Source organism: Lysobacter capsici (assembly GCF_018732085.1).
Taxonomy (GTDB): Bacteria; Pseudomonadota; Gammaproteobacteria; order Xanthomonadales; family Xanthomonadaceae; genus Lysobacter; species Lysobacter capsici_A.
Genome location: NZ_CP076103.1, coordinates 1,876,239 through 1,896,935 on the forward strand (window position 1 = coordinate 1,876,239; position 20,697 = coordinate 1,896,935).

Genomic DNA, 20,697 nt, shown 5'->3' on the forward strand with positions numbered 1-20,697 from the left:
GCGCGCGCGATGCTTACGCTCGTCATCGTGGTAGTGCTGGCCGCGCTGATCTTCGAATACGTCAACGGCTTCCACGACACCGCCAACTCGATCGCCACCGTGGTCGCGACCAAGGTGCTCTCGCCGATGCAGGCGGTGATCCTGGCCGCCTCGACCAACCTGATCGGCGCGCTGTGGGGCACCGCGGTGGCCAAGACCATCGCCTCGGGCCTGATCGACGCCGGCGTGGTCGAGGTCGGTTCGCAGTTGCTGCTGTGCGCGCTGCTCGGCGGCATCATCTGGAACCTGATCACCTGGTGGCTGGGCCTGCCGTCCTCGTCCTCGCACGCGCTGATCGGCGGCCTGTGCGGCGCGGCGGTCGCGGCCTCGTCGAACAACTGGCACGCGGTGGTCTGGTCGCATCCGGCCGAACCGATCTGGAAGAGCGCCGGCGTGCTGTGGAAGGTGATCGTGCCGATGTTCACCTCCCCGGTGCTCGGCTTCGCCGCCGGTTTCCTGGTGATGGGCGTGCTGTTCGCATTGATCTCGTTCATGGCCCGCAGCGGCGGCGTGCTGCGCCGGCTGGCGCGGCCGCGCTGGGTCAACGGCTTCTTCGGCAAGGCGCAGCTGCTCAGCGCCGCCGGCATGGGCTTCGCCCACGGCATGAACGATGCGCAGAAGACCATGGGCATCATCGCCCTGGCCCTGATCAGCGCGCAGGCCGCCGGCACCCTGGACAACCTGCCGGCGTGGCTGGCGTTCCTGCATCCTTCGCCCGAAGCGATCGCCAACAACGACATCGACACCTGGATCAAGCTGACCTGTGCGGTGGTGATGGCCGCCGGCACCGCCGCGGGCGGCTGGCGCATCATCAAGACCCTCGGCCACAAGCTGGTCAAGCTGCACCCGATCCACGGCTTCGCCGCCGAGACCAGCGCCGCGACGGTGATCATGTTCGCCTCCTCGCTGGGCATCCCGGTTTCGACCACCCACAACATCTCCGCCGCGATCATGGGCGTGGGCACGGCCAAGCGTTTCAACTCGATCAAGTGGACCGTGGTCGAGAAGATGATCTGGGCGTGGATCCTGACGATTCCGGCGGCGGGCGGTATCGCGTATGGGTTGTTCGAGTTGATGCGGTTCTTGGGGTGGATTTGATTGCCGCGGGGAAGATCGTGGCGCCGCGGTAAAGATCGAAGCTCGACGGAGTCGTAAGGATTGAAGCTCGGCGGAGATACGCAAAAGGCCCGCGAATGCGGGCCTTTTGTTTGCGGCGCGATTGGAGGTTTGAACGCGTCCTTCCGAGTCGTCACTCCCGCGCAGGCGGAGATCCAGAGCCTTCAGCGCGATCTTTCGAATCGTCATTCCCGCGAAGGCGGGAGTCCAGAGACTTAAGCGTCATCTCTCGAGCCGTCATTCCCGCGAACGCGGGAATCCAGTGACTTTGACGCTACGCCGGATGCTGCGTGGCTCCAGGAGGGAGACGGCTAAAGTCTCTGGATTCCCGCGTTCGCGGGAATGACGGTCTGGTGGGGGCGCGGATATCGTTCGGATACGCGATAGCAGATTCCCGATGTCGACGTCATGCGTCGAGGCAGCCGACAAACGCCACTGGCGGATGCGATGAAACTCACGTCGCGCCGCGGCTGGAGGCAGCGTGGTCGCGGCTCGCGCCGCTCCTGCATGGGCTACCTGTAGGAGCGGCGCGAGCCGCGACCGCGAGAGTCGGACGACGACGAAAGGGGGCGAAAGGGGAATGGGGCGACGAAGAAACGGGAGTCAGGCGCGCGAACGGCGAAACCAAAACCGGCTCCTGGATCGAATCAACCCGCAGCCAAACACCAAGTCCCGCAGCCAAACACCAAGTCCCACGACCACAAACCACGCCCCGCAACTCCCGGCCCGTCACCTGCGACTTAAAGCAAATCCCCATTCGCCGACAACACCCGCTCCATCCGATCGCCCACGCCGCCGATCTCCATCACCAGGCGCTGCACCTCGGCCGCGTCCAGCGTTTCCAGCGGACGGTTTTCGCACAGTTGCAGATACGGCACGCCGTCGAGGTCGCCGATCGCCAGGTAGCCGACGTGGCTTTCCCAGTTGAAGGCCAGCGCGCGGCGCGCGTCCAGGCCGGTGGTCGGGGCGACCGCGGTGCTCACGCGCAGGAACGCGCGGCCGTCGTCGTCCTCGATCTCGGACAGGAACAAGGCCTGATGGCGGGTGCCCTGTTCGAGCGACAGCTCGATGCAGATCACGCTCTCGTCGTGAACGGTGAGGTGGAACCCGGCCCGGGTCAGTTGATGGCGGATCTGTTCGAATTGCATGGGGGCGACTCCTGCGCGTTGCAGCGCATATGCTACCGCGATGGACAGCGAAACTGCCGCCAAACGCATCCGCGCCGCGATCGGTGCCATTCCCAGGGGCGAAGTCGCCGGCTACGGCGAGGTCGCGCGCCGCGCCGGCTTGCCCGGCCGCGCGCGCCTGGTCGCGCGCCTGCTCAGCGAAAACGACGACCCCAAACTGCCCTGGCACCGGGTCCTGCGCTCGGACGGCCGGATCGCGCTGCCGGAAGGCTCCAAAGGCTATCGCGAGCAATGCCAGCGGCTGCGCGCGGAGGGGGTGAGGGTCGAAAACGGCCGGGTCCGTGGCCAGCGCGCGGCGCCGAGCGTGGACGCGCAGATCTGGGGTCCGCCGGAGGACTGAACGCCCCCTGCGCGGGCGCGCGCCGTGTACGCCGCGCTCACGTCCTCGCGGCGCGCTCGCGGCTACCATAGCGCCCGCCCCGAGGAGTCGCGATGTTTTCCAGTATCCCGTCGATCACCCGCCGACTGTTGATCGCCAATGTCGTCGTATTCGTCCTGCAATCCCTGCTGGGACTGAGCGAGTCCACCCGCGCCTGGCCACTGTGGTTCGAGCTGTGGCCGTGGGTGCCCTCGCAGTTCGAAGTCGACGGCCCGGGCTTCATGCCGTGGCAGTTGCTGACCTCGGGTTTCATGCACGGCGGCATCGGCCATCTGGTGTTCAACATGCTCGCGCTGGTGATGTTCGGCGCGTCGCTGGAATACCAGTGGGGCGCGCGGCGCTACGCGATCTATTACTTCGTGTGCCTGATCGGTTCGGCGCTGCTGCAGTTGCTGTTCGCTTCGATCGCGATCTACGACGGTCAGTTGTATCTGACCCTGGGCGCGTCGGGTGCGATCTACGGATTGCTGCTCGCCTACGGCATGTTGTTCCCCAATCGCCGCGTCACCTTGCTGCCGTTCCCGATCGTGCTCAAGGCGCGCACCCTGGTGATCATCTACGCGCTGGCGTCGGTGTTCTACGGCGTGTTCACCACCGGCACCGGGGTGGCCCATTTCGCCCATCTGGGCGGGATGATCGTGGGCTGGATGGTGATCCGCTACTGGCGCAAGTACCCGCCGAAGAACGGCGGCGGTGGCGGCGGTGGCGGCGACAATGCGCGCCGCGATGCGCGGTTGGAGGCGATTCGCGAGCGGCGGCGGGCGTCGAAGTTGCGGGTGGTGAAGTAAGGCCTTGTATCCGGCCGCAACGGTCTCATGACGCAGTGTGATGAGGCGATACAGGAGCGATTTGAATGAAGATGCCCGCTGCGAGGTGGTTCTCGATCGTTCGCTATGCTGATTTCTGCGATGTCCCGCGATGGATACTCGCGGGCAACCAGGACGATGGTTTTTGGTTGCTGGATGGTCAGTTCGACGATGGCGCCGACGAATATCCGTCGTTTTTCCGGGTCAAGTTCGTTGGCAACGAGCTTGGAGCCGCATGGGCTGTTTTCGACACGGGCACGATCGGCGATGTTGCCGCCGCCGAAGTCATCGCCGTGGACGAGATCCAGTTCGATCCGACCGTTCGCGCCAGTGTGATGCGCCGAGGCTGAGCACGCCGACTTAAAACCCCGGCCGCAGCCTCACCTGCTCCAGCTCTTTCTTGACCGACCGCCAGAACAGGCTCGGCGCGATCCAGGTATACGCGCAGAACAGCAGCCACGCATACGACAGCGGACCGGTCCACTGCGGCAGGCCGTTCTGCGGCAGCGCGATCAGGGCGATGCGGTAGATCAGGAACATGCCGATCAGCAGCACCACCGCGCGGGTGCGCGAGCCGGCGCTGATGAAACTCTGGAACCGCCACCACAGGCCCAGCGCCCAACTGCGCCGCGCCTTGACCGCGGCCATCAGGGTCAGCGCGTCGCCGTCCATGGGATCGATCTGCAAGGCCCAGGCGGCGTGATCGCGCGCGCTGTCGGTGCGGCCGGCGGCGAGTTCGCAATGACCGAGCACGCACAAGGCTTCGACGTGTTCGGGATGGCCGCGCAGCACATCGCGCGCCAGCGCCTCGGCGCGCGCGCGATCGCCGCGGCGCAGTTCCAGCGAAGCGAGCAGGGCGGGGTAGTCGGGATCGTCAGGATCGAGTTCGCAGGCGCGGCGCGCTTCTTCCAGCGCCTGCGCGTCGCGGCCCCAGGCCAGGTACAGGCGGGCGTAGGCGTCGGCGATCGCGGCCGAGTCGGGTTGCAGTTCGCGGGCCGAATCCAGATGCGCCTGCGCTTGTTTCAGATTGCGCCGCGCGATCGCCGCGACCGCGGCGGCGAGGTGGGCGAACGGCGATTCGGGTTCGAGTTCCAGCGCGCGCGCCGCTTCGAGTTCGGCCGCATGCAAGCGCTGGCGTTTGATCAGGCACAGCGACAGGAACGCATGCGCGTCGGACTGATCCGGGTCTTCGCCGAGCGAGCGCAGCAGCGCGTCGATGGCCGCGTCGATCCGACCGTGCGCGTAATAGCGTTCGGCCAAGTGGTAGTAGTGATCGTGCTCGCTCATTGCAGCACCATCCGCAGCATCATCGGCCAGCCGGTCATGTCGAGCGCGCCGCGTCCGACCACGGCGAGCAGGATCATCAGCGGCATGCCGTTGCGCGGCTCGCCGCCGTAGTGCTCGAAGATTTCGAAACAGCGTTGCTGCATCAGATACAGCGTGTAGGCCACGCCGACCTTGAGCAGCAACAACGACAAGAACGCATAGGCTTGATGCTCCGGCCGCAGCCAGCCGCTGCCCAGCAGCACGCCGATGGTGAATACCAGCGCGACGGTGCCGAACACGCTCAGCGCGACGCAGGCCCATTCGCGGCCGCGGGTCGGGCTGCCGAGCGCGGCGGAGTTGAACGCGAACCAGGCCAGGCCGAAGCCGCCGCCGGCGAGCATCAGGGTCAGCAGCGGCCACAGCGGGTCGACCGCGTAACGCGACAGCCCGGACGGCCGCGGTTCGTCGGGCAGGCGATAAGGCAGGGCCGCCATCAGCCGCCTCCGTGGCGCTTGAGGAAGTCCAGCACTTCGTCGTACTGACCGCCCTGGTTGGCATAGCGCGCGTGATTGCGCGCGGTGGTCAGCCATTCCAGCGTGGTCGAACGCGTGTCCTTGAGCGCGGCGCGCAGGTGGGTCATGGTCAACGGAGTTTCGCGGCCTTGTTCGATCGAATCCTCGATCGCTTCGTCGATCGCGGTCTCGACCAGATTGCGCAGGTCGGCGCCGGAAAAACCCGAGGTCAGCCGCGCCAGTTCGCCCGCGTCGATGCCCTCGCCGAGCGGGCGGTCGCGCAGCAGCAGGTCGACGATCGCGCGCCGCGCCGCTTCGTCCGGCGGCGGCACGAACAGCACGCGGTCGAAGCGGCCGGGCCGGCGGAACGCGGCGTCGACCGCCCACGGCACGTTGGTCGCGCCGAGGATCAGCACGCCGTGGTTGTTCTGGGCGAAGCCGTCGAGTTCGGTCAGGAACTGGCTGACCAGCTTGGCCGAGGTCGCCTCGCGCGAATACTGGCGCTTGCCGCCGATCGCCTCGACTTCGTCGAAGAACACCACCGCCGGCGCGGTGCGCCGCGCGGTTTCGAAGATCGCGTGCAGCTTGCGCTCGGACTCGCCGATGTACATGTCGAGCACGTCGGTGATCGCCACGTTGTAGAACTTCGCCCCGCATTCGCCGGCGGTGGCGCGCGCGAGCAGGGTCTTGCCGCAGCCGGGCGGGCCGTACAGCAAGATGCCGCCGCCGGAGCGGCGCTTGAAGCGCTCGAACAGCGAGGGCTTGAGGAACGGGGTGATGATGCGGCGGCGGATCTGGTGCTTGACCTCGTCGAGCCCGCCGACGTCGCCGAACGCGATCCGCGCCTGCGGCGGCTGCAACAGCCGGGCCACGTCGTCGGCGTCGGTGTCGTCGTTGGCCAGGCTGGTCTGCGCGCCGGGGCGCAGGCCTTCGGACTGCTGGCGCTTGGCGTTGGCGAAGGAAATCACCTTGCCGGCCAGTTCGTTGGCGAGCGAGGCGTCCTCCAGCGCGGGATTGAGCGCGACCGCCTGTTGGTATAGCCCGCGCGCGTGTTCGCGATCCCCTTGCGCCAGGCGCAGGCGGGCGAGCGCGAACAGCGCGGCGGCCGAGTCGTCCGGAGCGATCCGCGCGACCAGTTCGTCGCGGCCGTGTTGCAGCAGCACGCGCACGGCGGCGTCGCGCTGGGTGGGGTCGTTCAGCAGGTCGTCGCCGGCCAAGTCGATTGCGCGGGTCAGCGCGTCGGGATCGGCCTCGGCCAGGCAGGCGTTGACCACCAGCATCCGCAGCGCCGGGTTGTGCGGACTGGCCGCGAGCGCGGCGAGCAGGTCGTCGAGAGAGGTGTCGGGCATGGCGTGAGCGGGATCCTGGCCGGTGTCGCGAGGCGATAGGGTAATGAAAAAACGGCCGGCGCAGGCCGGTTACAGGACGATTACAAAGCCGCCGCATGCCGATCGCGGGCCGGCGACGGGCCGGCCACGACAGCGTTGCGCGCGATCGGCGCATGCCGTGGTTGCGGGACGCGCGGGCGCGCGCCTACAGTGCGCAATGTGGCGCCGGTCGCAAGCCGAACGCGCGCCGCGTCCCGTCCGCACGTCGCCGTTGTCCGCCCCGCGCGGGCCGCCAAGGATCCAGGCCGTCCAGTCCATGACTCTTCCGATCGAACCTTCCGCCGCGCAGCAGGCCGCGGCCCGCGTCCGCGATGCCGTGCATTGCGCCACCGTCGGCCTGATCGAACGCGAACAACTCGCCGAATTGATCGTGCTCGCCGCGGTCGCGCAGGAGCACCTGCTGATCCTCGGCCCGCCGGGCACCGCCAAGAGCGCGGTGGTGCGCCGCGTCGCCAGCGCATTGGGCGGGCGTTATTTCGAATACCTGCTGGGCCGTTTCACCGAGCCGTCGGAACTGTTCGGCCCGGTCGACCTGCGCCGGCTGCGCGAGGGCGTGGTCGAGACCGATGTCAGCGGCATGCTGCCCGAAGCCGAGGTCGCGTTCCTCGACGAAGTGTTCCTCGGGTCGACCGCGATCCTCAACACCTTGCTCGGCGTGCTCAACGAGCGCCGTTTCCGTCGCGGCCACACCCAGATCGAATGCCCGCTGCGGGTGTGCGTCGGCGCGGCCAATGCCTTGCCCGACGACGAATCGCTGGCCGCGTTCGCCGACCGTTTCCTGCTGCACCTGTTCGTCGAGCCGGTGCCGGACCATCAGCTTGAGGCCCTGCTCGAAGGCGGCTGGCAGTCCGAGCGCGCGTCATTGGCGCATCGCACCGAACTGTCCGACATCGACGAACTCAGCCGGCGCGTGCCGCTGGTCGACCTGACCCACGCGCGCGGCCTGCTCGCCGATGCGATCCGCAAATTGCGCGGCGCCGGCCTGAGTTTGTCGGACCGCCGCATCGTCAAGGTCCAGCGCCTGATCGCCGCGGCCACCGTGCTGGCCGGCCGCGACACCGCGACCGACGCCGACCTGTGGCCGCTGTTCTACGTCATGCCGACCCGCGAGGCGCAGGCCAGCGCCCAGGACGTGCTGCGCGATTCGATGTCGGCCGCGGCCAATCCGACCCTGCGCGCTGCGGTCGAACATGCGGTGCTGCAGCCGGTGTCGCGCGCCGCGCGCCTGGTCGAGGCCGCGCGCAGCTGCCTGCAGGCCGGCGCCGACGCGCCGGGCGCGGCGACCATCGCCGAAGCGCTGCTGCGCGAGATCGACGCCAATTTCGACGCGAAATCGCTGCCGCCCGAACTCGCCGCCGAGCGCGCGCGCCTGATCGAACGGGTCGCGACGCCGACATGAAGTGGGGTTGGCGGAGCGAAGCCGATCCGCCGCCGCCGCAGGGCGCGGTCGGTGTCGGCGCGGCGGCGCATGGGCTGCTGGACGCGATCGAGCGTCTGGACGAGGCCGTGCGCGAGCGCCTGATGCTGACCGCCAACGACGACGTGTTGATCGTCACCGGCGCGGCGCAATCGCTGCCGTGGAGCGAGGGCGTGGCCTATGTCGCGCCGCGCGACGATGCGCCCGCGCTGTGGCTGTCGACGGTGGAACGTCCCGACCTGCCGCTGGACCTGCTGTATCGCGCGATCGCGCGCCGGCATCCGCAGTCGCCGTTGTTGCTGCTGCGCGAACCGGCGCAGATCGTGCCGCTGCATCGCGCCTTGCCGGCGACGGCGGCGCTGATCGCGCAGATTCGCAGCCATTGGCGGGGCTGAGCGATGCGCCTGCCCGATACGCTCAAACCGTGGCATGCCTGGCTGGGGTGGTTCGACCCGGAACTGGCCGGCGTGCTCGGCGAGTTGATGCTGCGCCTGCATCCGTTGCTCGGCGCGTTCCGCATGCGCGCGTTGCGCGGCGCGGTCGAGCCCGAGGGCATCGACGACCTGCGCCGGCGCGGCAGCTACGAACGCCTGCTGCTGAGCGAGTGGGCGTTGGCCGAAGTGGTGCCGGAAGAATTCGATCGCCGCGCCGCCGCCGGCGAGCATCTGTTCCTGTCGCCGAAACTGGTCGCGCGCGAAGTCGACGCGCTGACCGTGGCGGTGTTCGATACCGGCCCCACGCAACTGGGCGCGCCGCGGCTGGTGCATGTGGCGATGTGGATTTTGCTGGCGCAACGCGCGCAGGCGGCCAAGGCGCGTTTCGCCTGGGGCGTGCTCGGCAAGCCCGGCGAGTTGTTCGACGCCGACAACGCCGATGCGCTCAAGCAGTTGTTGAACGAACGCAGCTTCACCCCGGGCGGCGAAGCCGCGTGGCAACGCGCGGCGCAGGCCGGGTTGCCGCCGCCGCGCGAGGACTACGAACGCGAATGGCAGCAGCGGCTGGATGCGGCGCAACCCAGCCCGGGCGAGCGCTGGTCGATCGGCTCGCATGCGCACGGCTACGGCCTGGGCCATCGCGTCGACGTGCAGCGCGCGGGCGAAAACGAACTGGCGATCGTGATCGCCGCGCGGCAGGCGCGGCGCGAGACGCGCTTGGCCTTGCCTGCGGCGGCGCCGTCGAGCCGTTTGCTGCGCGGCAAGTTCAAGCTGCCGACGCAGCCGGCGATTCAGGCGCCGAAAACCAAGGGCCGGTTGTCGTTGAAGCAGGCGCCGATCGTTTCCGCCACCGGCTACACCATCGCGGCGATCCAGGACGGCACCAACGCGGCGAATGTGTACCGTCTGCCGTCCGAGGAGGCCGAACAACGGCCACCGGCGACGCTGCGTTGGGCCAAGCGCAAGAACTTGCTCGCCGCGACCCTGGACGGCACCCAGTTCGGCGCCTTGCTGGCGAACGGTTCCAATCTGGATTTCTGGCAGCTGATCGACTTCGATCATGCGCCGTTGCCGTCGGAGGTGAACGTGGCGGCCGCGCAGGCGCGCTACATGCCGTGCTTCCGGATGCACCGCGGCCATCGCGGCGAGTCGTGCCTGTATCTGCTCGCCGGCCGCAAGCTGCTGTGCTGGCAACGGCAGTCGTCGCGGCAGACCCGCTACAAACCCACGCGATTCGTGGTCGCCGAGGACGGCGTGTTGGCGATCGCCGACCACGGCCGCGAGAAAATGATTTTCCTGCGCCTGCAAAACGGGCAGCTGGCCTTGTGTTCGATCGATGCGGTCTCGCAATCGCTGTTGCAAGAAGTGCCGCTGCAAGGCGAGGTGAGTTCGGGTTTCCTGGCCGGCCGCCTGGAGGGCGGGCAATGGCGCGGCGGCGCCTGTGTCGAGGTGCCGGTGGGCGGGCACGGCGGCGAACGTTCGACGATCTGGCGCGTGTTCCGCTGGTCCGACGGCCCGCGCGAGGACCACGAGATCATTCTTCCGTCCGACTGGAAGGTGCTCGGCCTGCGCCAGTCGGCGGGCAATCAGATCGACCTGATCGCGTTGCGCCCGGACCGGCGCGGCGTGGTCCGGATCGGCAAGGACGGGCGCAGCACCTTGTACGAATCGGTGCCGCCGATCAGCGTGGGCACGGTGGCGACCGCGGCCGACACCATCGCCTTGATCGATCAATACCGCAGCCTGGTGGTGTTGCGCGACAACGGCCAGTCGGTTTTGTTTTATCGGAGCGGCGATGACTGAGCCGGCCACCCGCGCGAACGTGCGCTACCCGATCTGGCGTGGCCGGCAGACGGTCGACGGGCTGTGGCTGGCCGCCGACTGGCTGTCGCCGGAGCGGCGCAGCGAACGCATCCTGCGCGAATGGATGCCCGGCTGCCGCGCATGGCGGTTCGAACACGGCGACGTGCTGTGTTTCGAAGACCCGCGCATGCTGCAGTGCGAATTCGCCGGCGGCACGCCGCTGCGCCGGGTCGGCGCGCATGGTCTGTACGCCGGCCCGTTGACCGACGAGGAGCGCGCTTCGCTGGCGGCCGGCGACGTGCATCTGGTGATCGGCGGGCAATTGCAGGCGCTGCATTTCGCCAAGGCGCAGGCGCTCGATCCGTCGCTGGTCATCGACATCGACGACTACGCGCTGCACGACACCTACGACGGCCGCCGCAGCCTGGCCTTGCCCAAGGTCGGACGACTGACCGCCAAGCCCTTGCGCGAAGTGCTGGGCGACAAGATTCCGCCGCCGAGCCAGGAGCGCGAAGCGTTCCTGCGCGATGCGGCGGCGCGCGGCGCCGGCGGGAACGCCGATGGAAAAGCCGTCGGCGAGGGATTTTCCAGCCGCAAGCCGAGCTTGCGCGAACGCGCGGTCGGCACGCGCGATCGCTTCGCCGACTGGTTGTTGCGGCGTTTCCCCGGTTTGGCGGGCGGCGCTGGCGGCGCGCCGTCCGGTCGCGGTAGCGGCAAGGCGCCCAACGACCGGGGCGGGGGCATCGATGGCATCGTGCGGCCGCGACATCGTGCGGTCGTGCCGCAGCGCTGGCGCGACATGCTGGTGCGCTTCGCCATCGCCAGCCGCACGTCGCGATTGATCGGCATGCGGCATGGCGCGTACTTGCGCCGCTTGATGGAACAGTTCGATCGCGGCGATCTCAACGAGGCCTTACGCAACGCCTTGCCGATCGACGGCAGCGGCGAGTCGCTGGGGCAGGCGTTCGGCGCGCCGGGCCGGCGCGACAGCCTGCGCCTGAGCCAGGGCAACGGCGCGGCGACCTCGATCGATTTCGGCGACAGCGCGCGCGATCGCTTGCGCAAGCTGTATCGCAACGCGTTCGAACAACTCGATCGCCTGGGCAAGATCGACGAAGCGGTGTTCGTGCTCGCCGAATTGCTCAACGCGCGCGACGAAGCGCTGGACTATCTGGTCAAGCACGAACGTTTCGCCCAGGCCGCCGAACTGGGCTTGAGCTGGGACATGGCGCCGGACCTGATCATCCGCCTGCTGATGCTGTCCGGCGACCGCGAACGCGCGGTGCTGGTCGCGCGTCGCGACAACGCCTTCGCCGCGGCGGTCAACCTGCTGGAAAACGGCCATCCGCAGCAGGCGCGACAACTGCGCGGCGAGTGGGGCCAGGCACTGGCCGAGCAAGGCCTGTGGCTGGCCGCGGTCGACGCGGTGTGGCCCGACCCGCAGGCGCGCGAGCAGGCCGGGCGCTGGCTGCTGGCGGCCGAAGCGGCCGGCGCCGAACTGTCCGCGCGCGCGCTGGTGCAGCGCGCGAGCCTGCTGCCCGATACGGTGCTGCATTACGCCGAGCGCATCGCGCGCCTGGCCGATCCGGCCTCGCCGGCCGCGCCGCGCGAGGCCCTGGGCCGCGACCTCGCCGAGGTCAAGCAAAGCAATTCGGCGCTGCGTTCGCTCGCCGCCCAGGTGTTGCCCGCGCTCGCCGCCGATCGCGCCGCGTGCGCGAACGATCTGCAGCACGGACAGCTGGAACGCCTGCGCAAGTTGGCCGACGATCCGTGGCTCAGCGCCGACCTGCCCGAATGGTCGTTGCCGACCTCGTCGGGCCGGCGCCGCTTGTGGGACACGATGGGCGCGTTGAGCGCGAGCGTGCCGGACGCGCCGGGCCTGCAGTCGCCGCACGACGTGGCCGCGCTCGGCGACGGCCGCTATCTGGTGGCCTTGGGCGAGGCCGGCGCCGCGGTGGTCGATCGCAGCGGCCGGCGCGTGCGCAATTACGCGGTGCCCGCGTACCGGTTCGTGATGAGCCACAGCGGCCAGGTCGCGTTGGCGATCGCGCGGCGCGATTCGGTGTCGCGGATCGCGCGGCTGGACCTGGCCCATCACGAAATCGCCGACCTGGGCGCGATGCCGCTGCAGTTCTTCGCCGATCGCTTCGACGGCATCGCCTGGTCGGTGGTGTCGGGCGAGCGGATCATGGTGGTGGACGCGGCGCGCGCGTCGCTCGACGTGCTGTGGAGCGTGGGCGATCTGGGCGGCCCGGTGGTCGCGGCGGAATTCTTCCCCGTCGAGGAATCCTTCCTGGTGCGCGGCGATCGCGAGCAGGTGGTGTGGCGGTATCGCACCGCGCCGCAGCGGCGTTTGCTGTCGCGCGATCCGATCCTCGAGGACGGCCGCCTGCGCCAGTTGCATCCGGGCGTGGGCGCGTTGCCGCTGCAACTGACCCACGACGGCGACGGCCGCGTGAGTTTTCGTTACACCTGGGCCGCGCGCGAATTCCAGATGCAGCTGTCGGCGCCGCCCGGCGAACTCAGCGGGCACGGCGTGATCCCGCTGACCCAGGGCTGCCTGGTGTGGTTGCGCAGCGAGCGCGCGATGCGATTGCATCTGGTGCGGCCGTTGCATGCCGATGTGGCGGCGAGCATCGATTGGCCCGTCGCGGCGCTGCGTACGCGCGAGTACGAGGGCGGGTTGGTGCTGTTCGATCATCACGGGCGGGTGATGGATATCGCCAGCGAGACGTCGAAGGTGCGGACGTTTACGTTGCTTTGATTCGTGCAGGTGGCGTCGCGTCGCGCGTGCGGTTGCGTCGCGGCGATGATGTCTGCGCGGAAGTCGTGGTTTCGCGGCCGCGGCTTGCGCCGCTCCTACAGTTTGAAACGTAACTTGCGTATCTCCCTGTAGGAGCGGCGCAAGCCGCGACCGCGAAAACTCAACTGCGACGACTCATCGCCAACCAACAAAAAGCCCGGCTCGCGCCGGGCTTTTCGCGTTATCGCTTTCGCGGCGCACCGCCGCGTCGCCCACCGATCAGAAAATCTTGATCTGCTGATCGGCCTTGCGCTGCATCGCGGTGCCGGCCTTGCAGCCGAAGGCTTCGCCGAACGCGGGCAGGTTGGACAGCGGCACGTTGGTGCGCGCCGGACCCGGCGCGTGGATGCCGGTGGCGGCGCGCTGGGCGGCGACTTCCGGGCTCAACTGCTGCGCCCACAGGCCGGCCCAGGCGCGGAAGAACGCCTGGTTGGCGTCCTTGCTGGCCGAGGGCTGGGCGGTGTGCAGCGCCGACCAGGCGAGTTCGACGCCGGCCTGATCGGCGATCGCGACTTCGCGCACCTGCGCGCCGTTGATCTTGGTCGCGGTCAGGCCCGGATACGGTTCGGCGCTGTACTGCGCGGCGACGCGGCTGCCGAGCGCTTCCCAGGCGGCGACTTCGGTCGGGGTCCACCAGTCGCGCACTTCCTGCTTGGCGTTGACGTAGCGGCCGCGGCCGTCGATGCCGTGGGTCAGTTCGGCGCCGACCAGCGCGCCGTAGGAACCGTACTGCGCGGCTTCGGGCTTGCTCATGTCGAGCACCGGCGCCTGCAGCATCGCGGCGGTGACGATCAGGCGGTTCTGGGCGATGTCGTAGGCCAGCGACGGCTCCTGCGGCAGCACGTCCCAGCGGCGGTCGGCGTTGCCGCGGCCGATGCGCTTCATTTCCTCGCGATGGCGCCAGGTCGAGGCGATCAGCATGTTGCTGCCGAAGCTGCCGCGGCCCATCGGCTGCACGGTGTAGTCCAGGTCGCGCTTGGGCGTGCCGACTTCGATCTTGAGCTTGGCCAGCTTGGCCTTGGCTTCGTTCTTGACGCTCTCGCTGAAGCGGGTGTCGGCCTCGATGTCCTTGCCCAGCGCTTCGCGCACCTGCGAAGCGATCTGCTCGGCGCGCGCATCGGTGGCGGCCGGCAGGTAGCGCGCGGCGTATTCGTGGCCGACCATCGGGCCGGCGGCCAGGGTGATCGCGTCGAGCACGGCCTGCTGGCGCGCCGGTTGTTCGCGCTGGCCGCGCAGGACCTTGCCGCGGAAATCGAATTCGGCGTCGCGGAACGGCTTGGCCAGGTACGGCGCCATCGAATCGCCGACCCGCCAGCGCAGGTAGGTCTTCCACTGGTCGGGCTTGAGGCTGCCCAGCAGCTTGTCGAGTTCGGCGAACAGCTGCGGGTTGGCCAGCGAGACGCTGTCGTCGCTGACGCCCTGGGCCTTGAGGAAGTCGGCCAGTTGCAGGCCCTTGTAGGTCTTGGCCAGGGTCGCGACCTGCACCGGCGCGTAGTTGGCGCGCGGGTCGCGCAGGTCCGGCAGCGCCTTGGACGCGCGCGCGATGCGGGTTTCCAGGTCGATCACCTGCAACGACTCGGCCGCGAGGTTTTCCTTCGGCGTGCCGGTCAGGGCCAGGATCTTCTGCACATAGTTGTTGTAGTGGCCGAGCAGCTGGCGGGTGTCGGCGTCGCTGCGGGTGTAATAGGCCGGATCGGGCAGGCCCAGGCCGCCCTGGCTGAAGTAGCCGATGTGGCGGTCGAGGTCCTGCAGGTCGATGTCGGCGCCGAAGTTGAACAGCACCGGGATGCCGACCTGGTGCAGCGCGGCGATCGAGGCCGGGATTTCCTTGGCCTTCTTGATCGCGTTGATGCGGCCGAGCAGCGGCGCGATCGGCTGCGAGCCGTCGCGCTCGACCGCCGCTTCGTCCAGGCCGCTGGCCCAGAAGTCGCCGAGCAGCTTCTGCACATTGCCCTGCGGCGCGGTCATCGCGCTGTTGAGCAGTTCCAACTGCTGGCGGCGGGCGTTGGCGGCCAGGGTTTCCAGCGAGGACACCGAGGCGGCGCCCGACAGCGGGTTGGCGCGCAGCCAGTCGGCGTTGGCGTTGGCGTAGAAATCGCTGCAGGCGTTGGCGGCGGCCGGAGCCTTCGGCTTGGCGGCGGCCTTCTTCTTGGCGGCATCGGCGGCGGGCGAGGCCAGGCCGGCGATCAGGCTCAGGGCGAGGGCACAGGCAAGCGGGCGTAGGGTCGACATCGCGTATTCCATCCTGGGGATGCGCGAGTTTAACAACTGGGGCGGGCGGGGCGGTGAACGGGTTTGGCGGTTGTGGGCGCGGCAGGCGGTCCTTCTCCCGCTTTGCGGGAGAAGGTGCCCGAAGGGCGGATGAGGGCGCGCGGGATGCGGAATGTCGCTGCCTGAGGCGATGCGCCCACACCCCAACCCTCTCCCGCAAGCGGGAGAGGGGGCTTGGTGGACTTGCAGTCGGCGACAGGAAGATTGCGGATTCGGCAGTGCGCGCTGCCCTTCTCCCGCTTTGCGGGAGAAGGTGCCCGAAGGGCGGATGAGGGCGTGCGGGATGTGGAGTGTCGCTGCTTGAGGTGACGCGGCCCTCACCCCAACCCTCTCCCGCAAGCGGGAGAGGGAGCATGGTCGTAGCACGATCGGTGATGGGAGGGTCGCAGTACCCACGGTGCGCCATCCTTTCGCGAAACCACAAAACGACCGAAACAAAAAAAACGAAGGCCCGGGAATTCCCGGGCCTTCGTCAGGCAATCGTCGTTGGCGCGGGACTAGACCCGCGCCGCGATCCTCACCAGATCACCACCTGCTTGTCGCCCTCGCGCACCATCGGCTGGCCCGGCTTGCACGAGAACGCCGCGGCGAACGCCGGCAGGTTCGACGGCGCGCCGATCGCGCGGAAGTTGGCCGGCGCGTGCTCGTCGGTCTGCAGGCGCACCTTCAGCTCTTCCGGGGTGAAGTTGCGGCGCCACACGGTGCCCCAGTTGAGGAAGAAGCGCTGCTCGCGGGTGAAGCCGTCGGTCTTCGGGTCCGGGGTGTCGCCGGCGGCCTTCTTCATCGCGTCGTACGCGGTGGCCAGGCCGCCCAGGTCGGCGATGTTCTCGCCCAGGGTGTGCTTGCCGCTGACGTGCGCGCCCGGCGCGGCTTCATAGCCGTCGAACTGCTTGATCAGCTTGTCGGTCAGGCCCGAGAACGCCTTCGCGTCCGACGGCGCCCACCACACTTCCATGTTGCCGGTCGGTCCGAAACGCGAGCCCTGGTCGTCGTAACCGTGGGTCATTTCGTGGCCGATCACCGCGCCGATGCCGCCGTAGTTGGCGGAGTCGTCGGCCTTGGGATCGAAGAACGGCGGCTGCAGGATCGCGGCCGGGAACACGATCTCGTTCTGCAACGGGTTGTAGTAGGCGTTGACCATCTGCGGCGGCATGCCCCATTCGGTCTTGTCGACCGGCTTGCCGATCTTGCTCAGGTTCCACTTGTAGTTGAACTCGTTGGCCGCCTTGACGTTGGCGTAGTAGCTGTCGCGGCTGGTGCTCAGGCCGCTCCAGTCGCGCCACTTGTCCGGGTAGCCGATCTTCGGGGTGAAGCTCGCCCACTTCTCCAGCGCCTTCTTCTTGGTGTCCGCGCTCATCCACGACAGGTTCTCGATGCGCGCCTTGAGGGCCTCGCTGAGGTTCTTGACCAGGCCCTGCATACGCTCCTTGGACTCAGGCGTGAAGGCGACCTTGACGTACAACTGGCCCATCGCTTCGCCGGTCTGGCCTTCGATGGTGTCGAGCACGCGCTTGCCGCGTTCCTTGAGTTCCTTCTGGCCGCGCAGGGTCTTGTTGTAGAAGTTGAAGCTTTCGTTGACGAACGCTTCCGACAGGTACGGCGAGGCGCCGTCGATCGCGTGGAAGCGCAGGTAAGCCTGCCACTGCGCGGCCGGCAGTTCGCCGATCATCTTGCTGACTTCCTGGTGGAACGCCGGCACCGCGAGCGAGAACTTCGCCGGCACGGCGACCTTCTGCGATTCGAAGAACTTGGTCCACGAGAAGTTCGGGGTCAGTTCGTCGGCCTGCGCCGGGCTGACCGGGTTGTAGTACAGCGAGACGTCGCGCGAGAGCTCTTCGCGCGACTTCGAGGCCTTGGCCAGGCGGGTTTCGAACGCGATCACGTCCTTGGCCTGCTTGGCGGCGTCTTCGGGCTTCGCGCCACCCAGTTCCAGCACCTTGGCGACGTGGACTTCGTACGCGGCGAGCTTGTCCTTGTGCTTGGCGTCGGTGTAGTAGGTCGTGTCCGGCAGGCCCAGGCCGCCCTGCGAGGCGTAGGCGATGTTGTTGGCCGAATCCTTGAAGTCGGCTTCGGCGCCGAAGCCGAACAGGTTGTTGTCGCCGGTCGCGGCCGCGTCGCGCAGGTAGGCGGCGATCTTTTCCGGGCTGTCGACCGCGTCGATCTTGGTCAGGTCGGCCTTCAGCGGCTCCAGGCCCTGGGCGTTGACCTTGGCCACGTCCATGCCGGTGGCCCACAGGTCGCCGACGATCTTCTCCACGCCGGTGGCCTTGGTGTCGGCGGCGGCCTGCTCGGCGAGCTGGCGCTGCACGGCGTTGGACCGCTCATCGAGCATTTCGAACGCGCCCCACGAGGTGCGGTCGTTCGGGATGGTGTTGGCGGCGAGCCACTTGCCGTTGACGTAGCCGCCGAAGTCGGTGCAGGCGTCCTTGGTGGTGTCCAGGTCGGTCGCCAGGAAGCGGTTGACCGGCGGCAGCTTGCTTTCGTCGAGCTTGAGGGTGGCCTCGGCGGGCGCGGCGGCGCTAGTGTCGGCCGGCGCGGTCGGCGCCGGGGCTTCGGTCTTGCCGCAGGCGGCCACGACCGTGGCGATGGCGAGGGACAACAGCAGGACTTGCGGTTTCTTGAAGGTCACAGCGGGCTCCAGCCGGGAAGGCATAGGCGAGAAACGAATCGGGAATTGTCGCGGATTTCCGACCACGGGGTGAGGTCGTCGCCGGGACACGGGCGGACGATAGTCCCGTTCCGGTCGTGAGAAGGGTGTCGAAGGTCATGTGGGGTGGGGCGGGGCTCGTTCAGCTTTGCCCCGATTGGCGGGAAACGAGGAGCGATTCAAGAGCAGTGAGGAGTGAGTGAGCCGCTGCTCGTGGCTCACTCACTGCTCTCACTCGTTCCTGCTTCGCCTGGGCGGGGCGCAGGAGTGGGAACCGAGGAGAGCGGCCTTGCTCACGGCTCACTCCTCTCCACTCGTTCCTGCTTCACCAGATAACGACCTGCTCCGCCGCCCCGCGCACCATCGGCTGGCCGGCCTTGCACGAGAACGCCGCGGCGAACGCCGGCAGGTTCGACGGCGCGCCGATCGCGCGGAAATCGCTCGGTGCGTGCGGATCGGAATTGACCAGCACCTTGAGCATGTCCGGGGTGTAGCGATCGCGCCAGCTGGTGGCGAAGCTGTAGAAGAAGCGCTGGTCGCGGCTGAGGCCGTCGGTCTTGGGATCGGGCGTGTCGCCGACCGCCAGCCGCATCGCATCGAGCGCGGTGGCCAGGCCGCCGAGATCGGCGATGTTCTCGCCGAGGGTGAGCTTGCCGTTGACCTTCAGCCCAGGCGCGGCCTGGTAGCCGTCGAACTGATGCACCAGTTTTTCGCTGCGCTCGGCGAAACCCTTGGCGTCGGCCGGCGTCCACCAGTTGTTGAAATTTCCGTCGGGGCCGAAGCGCGAACCCTGGTCGTCGTAACCGTGGGTCATCTCATGGCCGATCACCGCGCCGATGCCGCCGTAATTGGTGGCCTCGTCGGCCTTGGGGTCGAAGAACGGCGGCTGCAGGATCGCGGCCGGGAACACGATCTCGTTCTGCAGCGGGTTGTAGTACGCGTTGACCGTCTGCGGCGACATGCCCCATTCGGTCTTGTCGACCGGCTTGCCGATCTTGCTCAGGTTCCACTGGTAATTGAAGCGATTGGCGGCCTGGGCGTTGGCGTAGTAACTGTCGCGGTCGGTCTTCAGCCCCGACCAGTCGCGCCACTTGTCCGGATAGCCGATCTTCGGGGTGAAGCTGGCCCACTTCTCCAGCGCTTTCTTCTTGGTCTCATCGCTCATCCAGCTCAGATTCTCGATCCGCGCCTTCAGCGCCGTGCGCAGGCCCTGCACCAGCGTTTCCATCTGCGCCTTGGACTGCTGCGGGAACGCGACCTTGACGTACAACTGGCCCATCGCTTCGCCGGCCTGATCGTCGATGTCGCCGAGCACGCGCTTCCAGCGCGCCTTGGGTTCTTTCTGCCCGCGCATGGTCTTGTTGTGGAACTCGTAATGCTCGGCGACGAAGGTGTCGGCCAGGTACGGCGAGGCGTCGTCGACGGTGTGATAACGCAGATACGCCTGCCAGGTCGCCGCCGGCGTGTCGGCGATCATCTTGCTGACTTCCTTGTGGAAGTCGGGCATCGCCAGCGAGAACTGCGCCGGCGTCGCCACGCCCTGCGATTCGAAGAACTTCGTCCAGGAGAAATTCGGCGTGAGTTCGTTGGCGGCGGCGACGCTGATCGGCTGGTAATACAGGGCGACATCGCGCTGCAGTTGTTCGCTCGACAGCGACGCGCGCGCCAGGCGGGTTTCGAAATCGATCACCGCCTTGGCCTGCTGCGCGGCATCGGCAGCGGCGACGCCCGACAGCTCCAGCACCTTGGCGATGTGCTGCTGGTAGGCGGCGAGCTTGTCGTGCTTGTCCTTGTCGAAGTAGTAGCCCTTGTCGGGCAGGCCCAGGCCGCCTTGGGTGGCGAAGGCCATGTTCATCGAGGAATTCTTGAAATCGGCCTCGGCGCCGAAACCGAACACCACGTTGTGGCCCTGCGCGGCGCTGCTGCGCAGGTAGGCGGCGATCTTCTCCGGGCTGTCGAGCGCGGCGATCGCGGCCAGGTCGGCCTGCACGGGCGCGAGGCCCTGGGCGTTGATCTTGGCTTCGTCCATGCCGGTCGACCACAGGTCGCCGATCAGTTTTTCCACGCCGCTGGCCTTGGGATCGGCGGCGGCTTGCTGCGCGAGTTGGTGCTGCACCGCGAGCGAGCGTTCGGCCAGCACGTCGGACACGCCCCAGGACGAACGATCGCCGGGGATCGGATTGGCGGCGAACCAGCGGCCGTTGACGTACTCGCCGAGGTTGTCGCAGGCGTTCTTGGCCGGGTCCAGGTCGCCGACGGCGAAGTGCACCGGCTGCGGCAGTTTGCTTTCGTCGATCGTGAGCGTGGTGGCCTCGGCGGGCTTGGCGGCGGGCGTGCCCGCGGCCGGGGCCGGGGTTTCGGGCTTGCTGCAGGCGGCGAGCGCGGCGGCGATCGCCAGCGACAGCAGCAGGGGGGACGATTTCATGGGCATCAGTGAGACTCCGGGCCGACGGGCATGGGAAGGATCTGACGTGGCGCAGATCGGGGTTGTGAACGCAACGGCGGCGCGGCGGCGGCCACGATGCAACGGCGACGGCGCGAACGCCCGCGGCTGCGACGCCTGCTGGATTGGCGATGAATCCCGATGCGGCCCGTCGTAGTCGGCCCTCAGCGTGATAGGCCGACGATA

At 68.2% G+C, this 20,697-nt stretch carries 15 protein-coding genes; 8 read left to right on the forward strand and 7 right to left on the reverse strand.

Annotated elements, in window-relative coordinates:
• Nucleotides 1-9 precede the first annotated feature (9 nt).
• Complete coding sequence (locus KME82_RS07705) at nucleotides 10-1,137, forward strand: inorganic phosphate transporter (protein ID WP_056116634.1); 1,128 nt, start codon at nucleotides 10-12, stop codon at nucleotides 1,135-1,137.
• 758 nt (nucleotides 1,138-1,895) lie between these two features.
• On the opposite strand, the gene KME82_RS07710 is transcribed toward KME82_RS07705, so the two are convergent.
• Nucleotides 1,896-2,303, reverse strand: a complete 408-nt coding sequence (locus tag KME82_RS07710) for a hypothetical protein (RefSeq protein ID WP_046656072.1) — start codon at nucleotides 2,301-2,303, stop codon at nucleotides 1,896-1,898.
• 40 nt (nucleotides 2,304-2,343) lie between these two features.
• Between KME82_RS07710 and KME82_RS07715 the strand changes: the two genes are divergently transcribed.
• The 3 genes from KME82_RS07715 to KME82_RS07725 all read left to right on the forward strand — a co-directional run bounded on the left by KME82_RS07715 (nucleotide 2,344) and on the right by KME82_RS07725 (nucleotide 3,877).
• Nucleotides 2,344-2,682: an MGMT family protein gene (locus KME82_RS07715; protein WP_215497992.1), complete on the forward strand. Its 339-nt coding sequence runs from the start codon at nucleotides 2,344-2,346 to the stop codon at nucleotides 2,680-2,682.
• Between the two features lie 92 nt (nucleotides 2,683-2,774).
• Nucleotides 2,775-3,509 carry a rhomboid family intramembrane serine protease gene (locus tag KME82_RS07720; protein ID WP_215497993.1) on the forward strand — a complete coding sequence of 245 codons (735 nt, stop codon included), beginning with the start codon at nucleotides 2,775-2,777 and terminating at the stop codon, nucleotides 3,507-3,509.
• Nucleotides 3,510-3,574: 65 nt separating this feature from the next.
• Nucleotides 3,575-3,877 carry a hypothetical protein gene (locus KME82_RS07725; protein WP_215497994.1) on the forward strand — a complete coding sequence of 101 codons (303 nt, stop codon included), beginning with the start codon at nucleotides 3,575-3,577 and terminating at the stop codon, nucleotides 3,875-3,877.
• A gap of 10 nt (nucleotides 3,878-3,887) precedes the next feature.
• On the opposite strand, the gene KME82_RS07730 is transcribed toward KME82_RS07725, so the two are convergent.
• The 3 genes from KME82_RS07730 to KME82_RS07740 are packed head-to-tail and all read right to left on the reverse strand — an operon-like array spanning nucleotide 3,888 to nucleotide 6,654.
• Nucleotides 3,888-4,814 carry a tetratricopeptide repeat protein gene (locus KME82_RS07730; protein ID WP_215497995.1) on the reverse strand — a complete coding sequence of 309 codons (927 nt, stop codon included), beginning with the start codon at nucleotides 4,812-4,814 and terminating at the stop codon, nucleotides 3,888-3,890.
• Entirely contained in the window at nucleotides 4,811-5,287 is a 477-nt protein-coding gene (locus KME82_RS07735; protein WP_215497996.1) for a hypothetical protein, read from the reverse strand. The genes KME82_RS07730 and KME82_RS07735 overlap by 4 nt, the downstream gene beginning before the upstream one ends.
• On the reverse strand, nucleotides 5,287-6,654 hold the full coding sequence (locus KME82_RS07740; RefSeq protein ID WP_215497997.1) for an ATP-binding protein: 1,368 nt from the start codon (nucleotides 6,652-6,654) through the stop codon (nucleotides 5,287-5,289). Before KME82_RS07740 ends, KME82_RS07735 begins: the two co-directional genes overlap by 1 nt.
• 295 nt (nucleotides 6,655-6,949) lie before the next feature.
• Here KME82_RS07740 and KME82_RS07745 point away from each other — a divergent pair, with 295 nt between their 5' ends.
• From KME82_RS07745 to KME82_RS07760, 4 genes are read left to right on the forward strand one after another with little or no spacing between them, the layout of a single operon-like run.
• Nucleotides 6,950-8,092, forward strand: coding sequence for an AAA family ATPase (locus KME82_RS07745; RefSeq protein WP_215497998.1), 1,143 nt, complete (start codon nucleotides 6,950-6,952; stop codon nucleotides 8,090-8,092).
• Nucleotides 8,089-8,505: a hypothetical protein gene (locus KME82_RS07750; RefSeq protein WP_215497999.1), complete on the forward strand. Its 417-nt coding sequence runs from the start codon at nucleotides 8,089-8,091 to the stop codon at nucleotides 8,503-8,505. Before KME82_RS07745 ends, KME82_RS07750 begins: the two co-directional genes overlap by 4 nt.
• 3 nt (nucleotides 8,506-8,508) lie before the next feature.
• Nucleotides 8,509-10,347: a hypothetical protein gene (locus tag KME82_RS07755; RefSeq protein WP_215498000.1), complete on the forward strand. Its 1,839-nt coding sequence runs from the start codon at nucleotides 8,509-8,511 to the stop codon at nucleotides 10,345-10,347.
• Nucleotides 10,340-13,111: a bpX6 domain-containing protein gene (locus KME82_RS07760; RefSeq protein ID WP_215498001.1), complete on the forward strand. Its 2,772-nt coding sequence runs from the start codon at nucleotides 10,340-10,342 to the stop codon at nucleotides 13,109-13,111. The genes KME82_RS07755 and KME82_RS07760 overlap by 8 nt, the downstream gene beginning before the upstream one ends.
• Nucleotides 13,112-13,369: 258 nt before the next feature.
• On the opposite strand, the gene KME82_RS07765 is transcribed toward KME82_RS07760, so the two are convergent.
• From KME82_RS07765 to KME82_RS07775, 3 genes are all read right to left on the reverse strand, one after another.
• Nucleotides 13,370-15,382: a M13 family metallopeptidase gene (locus tag KME82_RS07765; RefSeq protein ID WP_215498002.1), complete on the reverse strand. Its 2,013-nt coding sequence runs from the start codon at nucleotides 15,380-15,382 to the stop codon at nucleotides 13,370-13,372.
• 556 nt (nucleotides 15,383-15,938) lie between these two features.
• Nucleotides 15,939-18,074, reverse strand: a complete 2,136-nt coding sequence (locus KME82_RS07770; protein ID WP_215498003.1) for a M13 family metallopeptidase — start codon at nucleotides 18,072-18,074, stop codon at nucleotides 15,939-15,941.
• A 319-nt stretch (nucleotides 18,075-18,393) separates the two neighbouring features.
• Nucleotides 18,394-20,493: a M13 family metallopeptidase gene (locus tag KME82_RS07775; protein WP_215498004.1), complete on the reverse strand. Its 2,100-nt coding sequence runs from the start codon at nucleotides 20,491-20,493 to the stop codon at nucleotides 18,394-18,396.
• Between the last annotated feature and the right edge of the window lie 204 nt (nucleotides 20,494-20,697).

Bases quoted from the DNA above. Each gene is read 5' to 3' on its own strand.
- KME82_RS07705 (WP_056116634.1), top strand. From the start codon at position 10: ATGCTTACGCTCGTCATCGTGGTAGTGCTGGCCGCGCTGATCTTCGAA.
- KME82_RS07710 (WP_046656072.1), bottom strand. From the start codon at position 2,303: ATGCAATTCGAACAGATCCGCCATCAACTGACCCGGGCCGGGTTCCAC.
- KME82_RS07715 (WP_215497992.1), top strand. From the start codon at position 2,344: ATGGACAGCGAAACTGCCGCCAAACGCATCCGCGCCGCGATCGGTGCC.
- KME82_RS07720 (WP_215497993.1), top strand. From the start codon at position 2,775: ATGTTTTCCAGTATCCCGTCGATCACCCGCCGACTGTTGATCGCCAAT.
- KME82_RS07725 (WP_215497994.1), top strand. From the start codon at position 3,575: ATGAAGATGCCCGCTGCGAGGTGGTTCTCGATCGTTCGCTATGCTGAT.
- KME82_RS07730 (WP_215497995.1), bottom strand. From the start codon at position 4,814: ATGAGCGAGCACGATCACTACTACCACTTGGCCGAACGCTATTACGCG.
- KME82_RS07735 (WP_215497996.1), bottom strand. From the start codon at position 5,287: ATGGCGGCCCTGCCTTATCGCCTGCCCGACGAACCGCGGCCGTCCGGG.
- KME82_RS07740 (WP_215497997.1), bottom strand. From the start codon at position 6,654: ATGCCCGACACCTCTCTCGACGACCTGCTCGCCGCGCTCGCGGCCAGT.
- KME82_RS07745 (WP_215497998.1), top strand. From the start codon at position 6,950: ATGACTCTTCCGATCGAACCTTCCGCCGCGCAGCAGGCCGCGGCCCGC.
- KME82_RS07750 (WP_215497999.1), top strand. From the start codon at position 8,089: ATGAAGTGGGGTTGGCGGAGCGAAGCCGATCCGCCGCCGCCGCAGGGC.
- KME82_RS07755 (WP_215498000.1), top strand. From the start codon at position 8,509: ATGCGCCTGCCCGATACGCTCAAACCGTGGCATGCCTGGCTGGGGTGG.
- KME82_RS07760 (WP_215498001.1), top strand. From the start codon at position 10,340: ATGACTGAGCCGGCCACCCGCGCGAACGTGCGCTACCCGATCTGGCGT.
- KME82_RS07765 (WP_215498002.1), bottom strand. From the start codon at position 15,382: ATGTCGACCCTACGCCCGCTTGCCTGTGCCCTCGCCCTGAGCCTGATC.
- KME82_RS07770 (WP_215498003.1), bottom strand. From the start codon at position 18,074: ATGCCTTCCCGGCTGGAGCCCGCTGTGACCTTCAAGAAACCGCAAGTC.
- KME82_RS07775 (WP_215498004.1), bottom strand. From the start codon at position 20,493: ATGAAATCGTCCCCCCTGCTGCTGTCGCTGGCGATCGCCGCCGCGCTC.